Source organism: Paenibacillus sp. XY044, from assembly GCF_002257645.1.
Classification (GTDB): domain Bacteria; phylum Bacillota; class Bacilli; order Paenibacillales; family Paenibacillaceae; genus Paenibacillus_AQ.
This window is the reverse complement of record NZ_NQMO01000005.1, coordinates 293336-306981: the sequence shown is the minus strand read 5'-3', so window position 1 is coordinate 306981 and position 13646 is coordinate 293336. Positions and strand designations below refer to the sequence as shown.

Sequence of the window (13646 nt, the reverse complement as noted above, 5' to 3'; positions counted from 1 at the left end):
GTAAATAAACATGTGTAAATACTCGGACACCGTCCGTAACCGACCAGGAGGGGATTCATTGATGGACCGTAAGAATGAGCAGCAGCCGCAGAAGGATATCAAGGACAGCCAGCTGGAGGATTTCCGCGTAAGCGATGCGGGCGAACCAATGACCACCAATCAAGGCGTGCGAATTTCCGAGGACGAGCATTCGCTCAAGGCGGGCGAACGCGGACCGACGTTAATGGAGGATTTTCATTTCCGGGAGAAAATGACCCACTTTGACCATGAGCGTATTCCTGAGCGTGTGGTTCATGCCAGGGGTTTTGGCGTGCACGGTTATTTTCAGGTGTACAAGCCGATGACACAGTACACGAAGGCGAAGTTTCTGCAGGACCCGTCAATCAAAACACCGGTATTCGTGCGTTTCTCCACCGTGGCCGGTTCGCGCGGCTCGGCTGATACGGTCCGGGATGCCCGGGGCTTTGCCACCAAGTTTTACACCGAGGACGGCAACTTTGACCTCGTAGGCAACAACATCCCTGTTTTTTTTATTCAGGACGCACTGAAATTCCCTGATTTGGTGCATGCGTTCAAGCCGGAGCCCCATAACGAAATTCCGCAGGCGTCCACGGCCCATGATACGCATTGGGATTTTGTCGCCAATAACACGGAATCCGCCCACATGATCATGTGGACGATGTCGGATCGGGCGATCCCGCGCAGCCTCCGGATGATGGAAGGGTTCGGCGTACATACCTTCCGGTTGGTCAATGACAAGGGCGAAGCGCATTTCGTGAAATTCCATTGGAAGCCGCTGCTGGGCGTGCATTCCCTGGTCTGGGACGAAGCGCAGAAAATCGCCGGCAAAGATCCCGACTTTCACCGCCGGGACCTGTGGGAAGCGATTGAAATGGGCAGCTATCCCGAATTCGAGTTTGGCGTGCAAATCATCCGGGAAGATGAGGAGTTCAACTTTGATTTCGATATACTCGACCCGACCAAAATCTGGCCGGAGGAGCTCATTCCGGTTCAGCGAATCGGGAAAATGACCCTGAATCGTAACGTGGACAATGTGTTCGCCGAAACGGAGCAGGCGGCCTTCCACGTGGGCAACGTGGTACCGGGAATCGACTTCTCCAACGATCCGCTGCTGCAGGGACGCCTGTTCTCTTATACCGATACGCAGCTGATCCGTTTGGGCGGACCGAACTTCCACGAAATTCCGATTAACCGGCCAGTGGCGGAGGTTCACAACAACCAGCGCGACGGATACCACCGCATGACGATCAATCGGGGCCAAACCAGCTATCATAAAAATTCCCTTGGTAACAATGACCCCCGTCCCGTTTCAGAGCAGGAGGGCGGATACACCCACTATCAGGAAAAGGTGGAGGGGCGCAAGGTCCGGGCGCGCAGCGACAGCTTCAAGGACCACTACAACCAGGCCAAGCTGTTCTGGAACAGCATGTCAGACGTGGAGAAGCAGCATATCATTAAAGCTTTCCGCTTTGAAGTAGGAAAGGTGAAAAGCAAAAGCGTGCAGCAGCAGGTCGCCGATATGTTCGGCAACGTCGATCTGATGCTGGCCGAGCAAATCGCCTTGGGTGTTGGCGCCACCCCGCCGAAGGCTGGGGGAGAGGCCTCGGGGACGACGACGGCAGGAGGTGCCGAAACCCAGGCCTCCCCGGCGCTGAGCCAGCTTCACACCGCCATGTCTCCGGCTACCCGCAAGGTGGCGGTGCTGGCCGCTGACGGATTCGACGCGGGCGAAATGAAAGCCGTCCTCGCCGCCTTCGCTGAGGCAGGTATCGTGCCTGAAGTCGTCAGCGAGAATCTGGGGATGATTGCCGGAACCGACGGCAGCCAGCTGGAGGCCATGCATACGTTCTTGACGGCTGACTCCGTGCTGTTTGACGCCGTATATGTGTCCGGCGGGGAGCAGAGCATTGCCAAGCTGCAGAGTATCAAAGAGGCGATCCATTTTGTGGCGGAAGCCTACAACCACTTCAAAACCGTGGGTGCTTCCGCGCCGGCCACCGGGCTGTTGTCCGGCTCAGGCATTCATCTCGCCGATCCAACCGCTTCTTCGGGCCATCTGACATCACCTGGCGAGGATACCGGACTGGTGATCCGTAAGGAGACGGAAGACGGCGGCGTCTTCGCCCGGCAGCTGGTCGATGCGATCGCCATGCACCGCCATTGGGGCCGGGAAATGCAGATGATGTCCCGAGCGAAGTGAATCGATTTGAACATTGGATAGGAAAAAAAGAGGTCCGGCTCCGCTCATTGCGGGGTCGGATTTTATAACTTTCAGCCCGTTGTTCTGACACTTGACCGCTGAAGATCATTTGGAGACTGTTTGTAGATGATTTAGGGATGATCTGGAGATCATATGGCTAAAGCGATTGAAGAGCATTTGAGAGCGTTCCTGATCCATTGAAGAACGTGTTTGGATGGGATGAAAGCTTTATGGTAGGATGAGGAAGAATGTCAGGATCGAAACCATTGGCGTTTCATTGTTGAAAGGGTGCATACCATGAAGGAAAAGCTGGAACGGTACAAAATTTTCCGTATCCTGGCTTCATTATATCAGATCAAAGCGATTCGCCTGCTCATTCCGCTTGCGGTGATCGCTCTCGTTTATTGGGAGGGACAGCGGGAGCTGCGGCAAATTCACTTGGCGCGTACCTTCCATGAGCTGCGGCTGCTGCCGGTGGGCAGCGTCGTGGGGATCTTCCTCGTTTCCCTGTTTTCCGTCGGGGTCATGAGCTTGTACGATTATATGATCCGCATGCATTTCAAGCTAAAAGTGGGCTGGTGGAACACGTTCCGTTATGCTTGGATCGCCAACACGTTTAACAATATTATCGGCTTTGCCGGGCTGACCGGCGCCGGACTCCGTACCTTGCTATATAAAAGGAGCGGCATTGCGCCTTCCCTGATGGCGTCTGCGGTCGTATTTCTGTCGCCGGTCATCATCACGGGGCTCTCCATTATGTCCTGGGGCGTTCTAACCGGGCTGTTCCCGGCTACGGCGATGATTCAGGAGCATCGGTGGCTTGTCTTCGCCGTATGGGGAATGGCACTCTACCTGCCTCTGTTTATTCTGATGCAGCGCTCATCGCTGTTTGCGCGGTGGTTCAACAAAGGGGAGGGCAGGACGCCGTGGAGCACGGTGGCCGTTTCCCTGTGTGCATCGCTGCTGGAGTGGGCCTGCGCCGGCGTGACGTTCTGGCTGATTGCCGGCAGCGTCCTGCATGACGTGACCTTCCAGGGCATCATGGGCATGTACACCGTATCCGCCATTGCCGGTATCCTCAGTATGGCGCCGGGAGGCATCGGCGCGTTCGACCTGACCGTCCTCCTCGGCATTGAGAATATGGGACATCCCGCCGAAAGGGCGATGGCGGTTCTGGTGCTGTTCCGGTTGTTCTATTACGTCACGCCTTGGCTGATCGGCCTCATCATGGCGGCTTTCGAATTCGGAAGCCCGGCGAGACGCACCATGGAGAAGGCAGAGGCTGCCCTCGAGATTCCCCTGAACGCCTGGCAGCGGCTATGGCGCTGGCCGGGGCAGATGCGATTTCTCAGTGATCTGGGCGTGTGGGCGCTCGGAAAACTCGTGCTGGTCAGCGGGCTCCTGCTGCTGCTGTCGGCGGCCACGCCGGGACTGCTGTACCGGCTGCGATTGAGCGAGGAGCTGCTGTCCATGCCGATCATGCGTATCTCGCACCTGCTGTCGGTCATGATCGGCTTTATGCTGATCATCCTCTCCCGGGGCATATCGCTCCGCATCCGTGGGGCGTATCTGTGGACAAGCGGGCTGCTGTTCGCCGGGGCGGTCTTCACCTTTACGAAGGCGTTTGATTTCGAAGAGGCGATCTTTTTGCTGATCGTTGCGCTGATGCTGTGGATCTCGCGAGCCCGCTTTTATCGCTCAGGGGCCTTGATCGAGTGGAGAAGCGCAGCCGTATGGTACGTCCTCTCGTCAGTGATTGCCTTGGTTTATTACTGGGTCGGCGCCCATGTCCATCATGGATGGCTGCGCCACCTGCCGACCGCAGATCGGATGCATTGGATGGTCGGATCGAACCCTTATGCCGCTTCTGCTATGATCGGCCTCGCCGGGGCGTGGGTTTTGCTGACCATGCTCATCGTGCTGCGGCCCAGCCGCAAGGTGGCGGCTCCGGCGTCGACGGCCGATCTGGACAGACTGCGGCAGTATCTGCAGAATCATACCGGCAATTTGCTGACTCATATGCTGTTCACGGGGGACAAAAGCTTCTATTGGGCTGCGGACGGCGAAGTGCTGATCCCTTATGCTCGGTCACGGGACAAGCTGGTTGTACTCGGGGATCCGCTCGGTCCGGAAAAACGGGTGCCCGACGCGGTGGGCGAGTTTCTGCAAATGGCCGATACTTACGCCATGTCCGTCGTATTTTACCAGGCGACCCCGAGCTATCTGCCGATGTATCATGAGTACGGGTACCGTTTTTTCAAGCTGGGGGAAGAAGCTTTGGTGCATCTGGACCAGTTTACGCTGTCGGGCAAAAAGAACACGGACCTGCGCACGGTACGCAACCGCTTTGAGCGGGAGGGGGCGGTGTTCGAAGTGGTTCATCCGCCGTTTGCGCCGGAGCTGCTGCGCGAGCTGCGCGCGGTATCGGACGACTGGATGCACGGCAGGCGGGAAAAGGGGTTCTCCCTGGGCTGGTTTGACGAGCCCTATTTGCAGGAGGCGCCGATTGCCGTGGTCCGGGAGGCGGAAGGAAACATCTTTGCCTTTGCGTCCCTTGCCCCGGCTTATGACGGCGGGCGGACGATATCAATTGATCTCATGCGCCACCGCAGCAAGGTTCCGAACGGGACGATGGATTATTTGTTCATCCAGCTCTTGGAGTGGTCCAAAGAACAGGGCTACGCGGTCTTTAACCTCGGAAACGCGCCGCTGGCAAGCGTCGGCGAGACCCGGAGCGCGCTGCGCGAGGAGAAGCTGGCCGCCTTGGTGTTCCAGTACGGAGGGCAATGGTACGGATTTAAAGGCCTCCGGAAATACAAAGGCAAGTTTTCGCCCGAATGGGAGCCGCGGTTCCTGGCGTATCCCGCTTCCGTGTCACTGCCTGTGCTGACCGTCGATTTGGTGCGGCTCGTGTCGCGCAAAGTGTAAGGATGCTAGGCGGTTGCTCAGGATGGCGGTAAAGGTCTAGTATTTTATATTGTGAAGTTTGGTGATTGGCGAGCCAGCGTAGAACATCCTTAGCGCCAGGCCGACCGTAAATTTGGGAAATCAGCCCCAAAACCTGAAGAATGCCGGAGAATAGCTGAATGATTTGCGATTTAGACGATTTAGAGCTGGTTCACGGTTAAATTGATCTTGTCTATGTATAATGAACAAATTCGGTTTTTGTCTTTTAAAAGATGGACAGAAGTAACATATCTTTGCTCAAACGTTCGCTTCCATATATAAGACATGGGTTGGATATTGCCACTAGATATAGGGGTTTTTGGGTCTAACCGCTTGCAGGAGAATATATATGTCTTGTCCTTCTTTTGTAGGACAAAATATGGATGTGTCCATTGGATAAGGACAGACATCGTTTTTCATACTGTGGATGGCCAAAAGGCAAATGATCATCGTCATAAAAGGGAACTGGGTATGAAAACATCAGCCACTCTCCGCCAAAGAGATCCTATATGAAAAAACAGCCATTCCCCCTAAAGGGAGGCTGCGACATTTTAATTTTATTGTTAATAACAAAAGAGGCAGACCGTACCAGGCCCTTATAGGGTCGCCGATACGGACTGCCTCTTTTGTTGTTCATGCGAAGCTTGCTTTGCTATATAAGGATGAGACGGTCAGCTTGCGAGATCTTGCTCAGTCGCCTGCGATTCCGTCCGCCTTGGTTTAGGCGTTCTCCGGCGGTTGAAGAACATCGCAAACAGGGTGACCCCGATCAGAAGGACGAAGAAGACCGACGCGATGATGAGGTCCGCGGTCGTAAAGCGGCCCGTCTCGGCATTCTGGTTATTGCCGCCCATTCCCGGCATGCCGGGGAAGCCGCCGCGGTTGTTGCCGCCGCCTCCCTGGCCACCGGCCCATGGCATATTGCCCTGGCCCGGTCCGCCCTGCATTCCCTGGGGCGGTTGCATCTGCCCGTCCGGGGGCTGCATGTTCCCCGGCATCTGCCCGTCCAGCCAGGCCGGTGCCGCTCCCCCGGCCTGGCCTTGCGGCGCATTGCCTGCCCCTTGCCCCTGGGGAACGGCGTCTCCGTCCGCTCCACCGGCTTGGCTCTGCGGATCGCCGGCCGCGTTCGGCCCGCCGTTCTGCGCCGCTTGCGCACCGCCATTGCCGCCCTGCGCCGCCTCGCCGGCCGCGGCCTGGCCATTCATTCCCGGCGGTTGGCCGCCGAAATCGCCGAACCCGCCATCGGTCTGGGCTTCGACGACCAGCTCTCCGGACAGCTGTTTCTTGATGGACTCGGCCCGTTCGGTGGCGAATTTCACCAGGCTCTTATCGCCCGAAGCCCCTTCAAGCAGCTGTTCCTTGGTGTAGAACTTGGTCGGGTCTTTTTCCACATAAGGTGCGATTAGGGAAGATACCTGTGTCGTCAGCGACTGCATGTTCTCTTCTGCAAAGAAGCCGTCGGCGATCTGCTGCAGGTACTTATTATATTTCTCCCGGTATTCATCGACCGAGAGGAGGGCCTTGATCAATGGCCGTTCGTCCAGCGTCGTCCCCGATACCGGAGTCGTAATGCTGAAATTGATATTGTCCTCGCTCAGGAAATTGGCGGCCATATCCATGCCCATGCCGCCCATACCCTGGCCGCCCATGCCTTGGCGGACGGGGTTCGCATTGCCCTGCGCCTTGCCGGCCGCATCAGCGCCAGCAGGTGCACCGTTCGTGCCGTTCTGCCCGTCCATGGCGGGAACACCGCCTCCTTGGGCAGCGCCAGCATTGCCCTGCGCCTGGCCGGCCGCATCAGCGCCAGCAGGAGCACCGTTGGCGCCGTTGCCCGCAGCCGCTGCACCTGCGTTCCCGTCGGCTGCGCCTCCTCCTCCAGCAGCGCCGGCGTTGCCGTTCCCGGCGCGGCCCTGGCCGCCGTTCATGCCTCCGCGTCCGCCCATGCCGCCGCCCATGCCAACGCCGAAGCCGGCAAAGGCCATGTTGTAGTCCCAAGGCAGCATGGAGAACTTGCCGTTTTGCTCATACAAATAGTAATTATGCTTCATTTGTCCCTGGTAGCTGTCCAAGCTGACCAGTGCGGTGGTGGCGGCAAAATACCGCAGCATTTCATCCACATCCGCGACATCCGCGACATCCCCGCCGTGATTGATCGTGTCGAGGAACTTTAGCATGGCGGTTTGCGTGGAATTTGGATTTGTTTTTAGGTTAAGCCCGGAGTAATCCTTGATACGATCGCTGATCCATTTCAGGTCGCTGCCCGTGCCGTCCGGCTTGTACAGGTCCCCGGTGCTGTTCCCGAAATTGCGCTGCAGGTAAGGCTCCTCGATCGCTTCCACGCCGAGGTACAGCCCCCATTCCTTGCCGTTGATCGTCACGTACATGTACGCGTATCCGGGAGCGGGAACGTCCATTTTGTTCATCAGCTCATAGGACAGGTACTCGCGCATTTGCGTAGGATCACTGTAATTGTTGTTGAGGTTCAGCTTGCGCAGGCCGTAAAGATTCTCGTCGTCGTTGTAATGATCAAAATCGATCTTAAAGCTGTACCGGTCGGAGTCCTCCATCTGCGCGACGGAGGAGAGGGTCATGTTCCCTTTGACCCGGATGCCGACCCCGTCGACCTGCTTGCCGTCCACGGTCACGTTGGCCTGCATCATTTCTTCGTCCAGCGGGCTGTCCAGGATCGACTGCAGATCCTTCGGGTTCATCGTAATGTCCACCGTATGGACCTTGCTCTTGTCAAACACCTTCTCCATGTAGGTATCGGCCAGGCTGACGGTTTCCAGTCCCGCTTTCGGAAGAACGGCCGTTACCGTGACGAACAGCACGACGAGCAGCGCCGCGGCCGCTACAATAGTTCTGTTTTTCACCAAGCGTCAAACTCCCTTCCGTCCCAAAATGGTTGCTTCGGGACTTACGCGGTGAAGTTGCCGTCGTAGCTCAGCATGATGGCGGAGGTGACGCCTTCCATGCCCATGATCTGCTGCACAAAGTCGGTGTTGTTGTCCTTCAAGCGGATTTCATAGGTCATTTCCAGCCCGCTGCCGGGAACGACGGATTTGGACTTGATGCTGTGCTTTTTGGATTGCATGGAGATCATGTGCTCCAGCGGCTTTTCCACCTCGGCGTTCGTGTATTTCACGACCAGCAGGTACGGGTTGTCGATGGTGAGGCGGTTCACAAAGAAGAGGAGAACCAGACCGATCAGGATCGCGCCGATGATGACGAGCGGGATGAGGCCCGCGCCGCACAGAATGCCGGAAGCGACCGACCAGAAAATAAAGATCAGATCCATCGGATCCTTGATCGGCGTCCGGAACCGGACGATGGAGAGGGCGCCGACCATGCCGAGGGACAGCACGATGTTAGTGGATATCCCCATGATGATCAGGGCGGTTGCCATGGTCATTACGATCAGCGAGATGTTGAAGCTGTGGGAGTACATCACCCCGCTGAAGGTTTTTTTGTAAATGACGTAAATGAACAGCCCGACCGCGAACGCGACTACGATGCCGATCAGCGAATCGACGATGGAGAAGCTGCTCGTTTTCTCCAAAAAGCTGGATTTGAATATATCCGAAAAATTGGTGGTTGTCGTTTGATCCATGAATCGTTCCTCCGAATTTTAAATGGGATGCCACCGCTATTGGGGCTCTGGTGCTCAGCCGTACATCCGGCTGTACTGGTATTTGGAAAAGGATGTCTTCCGGCAGTCCTTTACTTGCAGAAGGTATTTGATCACATCCGGGAGATACTCGTCGTATTTGACCTCCAGGATGACCATGTTCGGGTCGAGGGTCTCGACCATCAATAAATCCGGGTTCAGGATATTGATATCCTTGTAGCTGGTTTTAACGGAGCTGTCAAAAGTTACCCGCACATTCCCCTGTTCGTAAATGTACACCTCGCGGATATAATCCACGACGCAGACAGGCTTCAGCTGAAACAGGTTCATGTGTACGGACAGCTCGCGCATGAGGGGACGGTCGTCCTCCTCCATCCAGGCGGTGTCGCCTATACGGATCCGCTCGTATTCTTCAGCGGTGATCCGGCATTTTTCCTTGTAGCACAAATTATCGCGCTTGCTCTTCTTCTCCAGATTAATAAAGCTGGTGTCGTGGTCGTACAATCTCACCCGAAACTTGTCCCGGTGGTACAACCCTTCCTTCTTCTGGTTCAGAATCTTGTTGTCAAAATTATCGAAATACACGCTCCGGATCAAATATTGCCCGTTCTGTTTGGCATGGGGGTCAAGCGTCATGAAGTGCTGCAGGTTGCTGCGGAGCAGGTGACAGTCGAGCCGGGTGATCGCATGCTTCAGCTCCCGGCGTCCTTTGACTGGCGGCCGTTCGGGGGTCGTTCCTGCTGGGTTCAAAGCCTCAATCCTCCTTTTGTAAAATTTGTTCACGATTTGTATTATCGCAGTGTAAACTTAACGAAACCTTAAGTTGGAAATTTCATGAAAATTCCAGGAAAACGCCAAAAAAACCCTCACATCTTCGTGATTAAGATGTGAGGGTTGGCGATATAGACGGGGTGGCCCAATCGGAGTGGGACCGTTTATTTGGGCAGACGGATGCGGATAATGACACCCTTCGGATGGTTGTGAAGCGCCTGGATGGTGCCATGATGGCTGTGCACGATCCACTGGGCGATCGAGAGCCCGAGACCGGAGCCGCCGCTCTCTCTGGAGCGTGCCCGGTCTTCACGGTAGAACCGGTCGAAGACGCGCCTCAGCCCTTCCTCGCTGATACCGATGCCGGTGTCGCTGACTTCGATAAACACCCGGTTTTCCTTGGTATAGGTGCTGATGCCGATGCTGTCGTGCTCTTTCGTGTACTTAAGGGCGTTGTCCAGCAGAATGACCATCAACTGGTGCATTCGGGCGGGATCTGCCTGAATTCGGGCCTTGCTCGTCAGCCGGAGCCAGATATGCTTGTCCGAGAGCTCGGCGATTTCGATATATGGGCTGCACATTTCGTGGATTAATTCGTCAAGCTCGACGGACTGCTTCTCCAGCTGGGTTTCGGTGGAGTCGGCCCTGGCCAGCGTGAGCAGATCGGTCGTGAGCCGGGACAGTCGGCGCGTTTCCGAGAGGGACAAGGCGATGTTCTCGAACGTGTCCACGATTTTTTTATCCGGCATGGTCTGCAGCAGTTCCAGCTTGTTTTGGATGATGGTGAGCGGGGTGCGCAATTCATGGGACGCATTCTCCACAAACTCCACCTGCTTCTCCCAGGAGCGGATGACCGGCTTCATCGTTTTCCGGGATAATATGATGCTGGCCGTGATCGATAACAGGATAAACACGGTCGCGCAAATGATGATGATACGCTTGAAGTTGCCCAGCAGACTATGCTCGGTATCGACATCGGTCAGCAGCTGGATGTAGCTGTCCTTGAAGAGTGGATCGGGAACGGTAAGCGTGCGGAAGTGATACGTGCCGTTCAGTGTCAGATTGGATATGACGCCGATTGTGGACGGATCGAATTTCAGGTTTTCCAAACCGTAATTTTCGTAGTTCAGCATGCCGATCTGCTGGATGTTGGCAATTTCCCCTTTGCTGTTCCACTGGACCGGAATGATTCGGGGGCTTGGGGGCGGCATGACCCTGCCAAACCGTAATCTTTCCGATGAGCCTTCCTGGAGCGGACTGCCGCCAAACCTGGATTCGATGATGCTTTTGTACATCGTCAGATCCCGGTCGGTTTTGGCAAACAGCGTCGTCCGCATTTGGCCGAATACGATCGTGCCGAACAAGCCGAACAGAACGGTGAACGCGATCAGGTTGTACAGCATTAGCCGGAGCTGCTGGTGGCGGATCACCTTGTTTTTATTCATGGTCATCACCGTTCTCCGACAGCATGTATCCCATGCCGCGGATTGTCTTGATGTATTTGTCGTAACCGGCCGCCTTGAACTTTTTGCGCAGGTTGCTGATATAGACCTCGATCACCGTATTGGTGGTACTGGAATCCATGCCCCAGACCCGGTCAAAAATTTGCTCTTTGGTCACGATGATATTTTTGTTGTTCATCAGGTATTCCAGCAGGTCGATCTGCTTGCCGTTCAGCAGGATCGCTTCCTCGCCGATGTTGACCGTACGGCTCTTCAGGTTAAGCCGGAGCTCCTTAAAGGAGAGGGTGTGCTCCCTGAACCCTCCGACGGAGCGCCGGACGATCGCTTCCAGGCGGAGCAGGAGCTCCTCGCGGTGGAACGGCTTGACCAGATAGTCGTCGGCCCCCTTCTTGAAGCCCTGAATCTTGTCGTCGATGCCGTCCTTGGCGGTCAGAATCAGCACCGGCGTGGAGATGCCGTATTCCCGAAGATGGGTCAGCACTTCGTAGCCGTTCATACCCGGCATCATAATATCCAGAATGATGACATCGTATATATTTTGTTGGGCGAGATACAGCCCCTCTTCGCCGTCGAAAGCCTGATCGGCCTCGAACAGGTCGCGGGTCGTTTCGCATACGGTATCGGATAAATGCTTATCGTCCTCAATGACAAGAAGCCGCATGGCATGTTCACCTCAATTGACGTTTGATCCTAATCGAAACCTATTTTGTCAGGAATGTCAAATGGGTGATATGTCTTGCGGATTAACAGGCTAAACGGCTGTATTGCATTCCGCTTCACGGGGCTCGTTCATTCAGCGGTTGTCTAAGGACGGTTCAGGCGTGATTTCCCGTATGCTGCTGCGGCTTCCAGGCACTCGTCAGCGGGCCGGCCGCACCGTACAACGGATCGGTAGTCGGGAGCGGCACACGGGCAATATCCTCCAGTACTCCTGGACGTTCCCCGGGCTTGCCGGTGCACAGATTGTAATCCATGCCGTCCGGATAGGCTCCGACCACCTTGAAATCTTTGCTGGCGGAGCATCGCTTATGCCCGGTTCCAGCCGGGAGGACGGCGACGTCACCGGCGTTAAGCTCGACCTTCTGGCCATGTGCACCGCCGAGCTGGAGAACCGCGGAGCCGCGAATGACCCCCAGCACCTCATGCGCATTGCTGTGATAATGATGATAATCAAAGACGCCGTTCGTCCAGCTGTTCAGCCAGCCGTTGCGGTTAAAAACGGCTTCCGCTTCCTCCGGTTCATCCTTAAGCGAACCCAAGTATAGGATTACCGGCAGGTTGGGGTTGCCCGGGATGACACCGTCATCCTGAAAGAATATCGTTTTGATCTCCGCTCCGTTCATGACGTCGCCTCCGCTTCTTAAGCTTCGTTTTTTATTGTAAATAGAATGAACTCAAGAAATGAATGTTATTGGCCATATAGGGACGTTATAACAAGTTGTTCAATGCAAAACTTTAGTTCAATCTATGTAAATAGAATGAACTAAAGAAATGAATGTGATAAGCCGTATTGGGCCGTTATAACAGGATGTTCAATGCAAAACTTTAGTTCAATCTATGTAAATAAACATGTTTGCACTTCGTGAAACGCTGTTGTTCTTGGAACCGTACCTATGCTATAATCAAGACTGGTAAACGTCAATTTCATATTGTCGGGTAAATGAATGAATATATCCTTGGATAAAAGTCATTTATGGCCTAACTTTTTCTTGCGGTTAAAGGGAAAGTTAGGCCTTTTTGTTTTGCTGAGGACCCGGAGGTTGTGCCGGGGACAGGGAAACACCCGCTTATTTCGTAATCAGGAGGGATATAAAGACACGCTTTTTGCGGACAACGGTATGGCAGCTTGCAGCAATCATTTTCAGTAACGTACCGCAACGACGCGTCTAATTCAATGGATCAATTACATAACCAACAACCATTTCATCAGCTCTTTGCCAGCTATACCAGCAAGCTATTAAGAGACCACTTTGGCAAAGGACCTGAATCCGTGGTGGTTTCTATCGGTCACACCTTTATTACGATATATTTGCGCAACTTCCTGACGCCGTCTGAACGCATCCTGCTGGAACAGGAGCAGGAGGACATGATTGTGCAGACCAGGGCCAATCTGATGCAGGCGGTGATTCCCGAAATTATTGGTTATCTTGAAATCATGAACGGATTGAGGCCGGAAGAGGTGTATTATGACTGGAATCTCCAAAAAGGCTCGGGGATGATCACGGTCGTATCGGCAGAAGCGGGCAAACAGGGCGCTGCGGTCAACAGGGAGTACCCTGTGAAATCCGAAGTTGAATCGGAAATGCTTCGCATTTGCCAGAAGATTCAAAAAACGCCCGAACAGATTGAATCTTATGAGCTCAATCCCAGAACGCTGCTGGTGGTACGAAACGGCGTATACCTGGAGCTGGAGAAGGAGCTGATCCGGCTGGGCCATGGCCGCTTGCTGAATACGGTGAAGAGCAGGCTGGAAAAAGAGTATATAATAGGCAGCAAGCACTTAAACAGTCTGCTGCACCAGCCGGTATCCGATTGTTTTATAGACTGGAATGATACGCTGGATAAGAGCATTCTTATGCTGATCATGAATCCGCCCCGATAAATTTCGCGGGCGGAT

At 54.9% G+C, this 13646-nt stretch carries 9 protein-coding genes; 3 read left to right on the top strand and 6 right to left on the bottom strand.

Features of this window, described 5'->3' with window-relative positions:
* The first annotated feature begins 61 nt into the window (after positions 1-61).
* On the top strand, positions 62-2221 hold the full coding sequence (locus CJP46_RS21210) for a catalase (RefSeq protein ID WP_094597622.1): 2160 nt from the start codon (positions 62-64) through the stop codon (positions 2219-2221).
* 288 nt (positions 2222-2509) lie between these two features.
* On the top strand, positions 2510-5149 hold the full coding sequence (mprF, locus tag CJP46_RS21205) for a bifunctional lysylphosphatidylglycerol flippase/synthetase MprF (protein ID WP_094597621.1): 2640 nt from the start codon (positions 2510-2512) through the stop codon (positions 5147-5149).
* A 689-nt stretch (positions 5150-5838) separates the two neighbouring features.
* On the opposite strand, the gene CJP46_RS37165 is transcribed toward mprF, so the two are convergent.
* From CJP46_RS37165 to CJP46_RS21170, 6 genes are all read right to left on the bottom strand, one after another.
* Complete coding sequence (locus tag CJP46_RS37165; RefSeq protein WP_256992448.1) at positions 5839-8040, bottom strand: CotH kinase family protein; 2202 nt, start codon at positions 8038-8040, stop codon at positions 5839-5841.
* Positions 8041-8084: 44 nt separating this feature from the next.
* Positions 8085-8777, bottom strand: a complete 693-nt coding sequence (locus tag CJP46_RS21190; RefSeq protein ID WP_094597620.1) for a DUF4956 domain-containing protein — start codon at positions 8775-8777, stop codon at positions 8085-8087.
* Between the two features lie 54 nt (positions 8778-8831).
* Positions 8832-9545 (bottom strand): polyphosphate polymerase domain-containing protein, encoded by a 714-nt coding sequence (locus tag CJP46_RS21185; RefSeq protein WP_094597619.1) that lies wholly within the window; start codon positions 9543-9545, stop codon positions 8832-8834.
* Between the two features lie 185 nt (positions 9546-9730).
* Positions 9731-11017 carry a sensor histidine kinase gene (locus CJP46_RS21180; protein ID WP_306431063.1) on the bottom strand — a complete coding sequence of 429 codons (1287 nt, stop codon included), beginning with the start codon at positions 11015-11017 and terminating at the stop codon, positions 9731-9733.
* On the bottom strand, positions 11004-11690 hold the full coding sequence (locus CJP46_RS21175) for a response regulator transcription factor (protein WP_094597618.1): 687 nt from the start codon (positions 11688-11690) through the stop codon (positions 11004-11006). The genes CJP46_RS21180 and CJP46_RS21175 overlap by 14 nt, the downstream gene beginning before the upstream one ends.
* 154 nt (positions 11691-11844) lie before the next feature.
* Positions 11845-12372, bottom strand: coding sequence for a cupin domain-containing protein (locus CJP46_RS21170; RefSeq protein WP_094597617.1), 528 nt, complete (start codon positions 12370-12372; stop codon positions 11845-11847).
* 551 nt (positions 12373-12923) lie between these two features.
* Here CJP46_RS21170 and CJP46_RS21165 point away from each other — a divergent pair.
* Positions 12924-13631, top strand: coding sequence for a Na-translocating system protein MpsC family protein (locus tag CJP46_RS21165; RefSeq protein ID WP_094597616.1), 708 nt, complete (start codon positions 12924-12926; stop codon positions 13629-13631).
* The last annotated feature ends 15 nt before the right edge of the window (positions 13632-13646 follow it).

Excerpts from the sequence above, each read along its gene's own strand:
- CJP46_RS21210 (WP_094597622.1), top strand. The coding sequence starts at position 62 with ATGGACCGTAAGAATGAGCAGCAGCCGCAGAAGGATATCAAGGACAGC.
- CJP46_RS21175 (WP_094597618.1), bottom strand. The coding sequence starts at position 11,690 with ATGCGGCTTCTTGTCATTGAGGACGATAAGCATTTATCCGATACCGTA.
- CJP46_RS21170 (WP_094597617.1), bottom strand. The coding sequence starts at position 12,372 with ATGAACGGAGCGGAGATCAAAACGATATTCTTTCAGGATGACGGTGTC.
- CJP46_RS21190 (WP_094597620.1), bottom strand. The coding sequence starts at position 8,777 with ATGGATCAAACGACAACCACCAATTTTTCGGATATATTCAAATCCAGC.
- CJP46_RS21165 (WP_094597616.1), top strand. The coding sequence starts at position 12,924 with ATGGATCAATTACATAACCAACAACCATTTCATCAGCTCTTTGCCAGC.
- CJP46_RS21180 (WP_306431063.1), bottom strand. The coding sequence starts at position 11,017 with ATGACCATGAATAAAAACAAGGTGATCCGCCACCAGCAGCTCCGGCTA.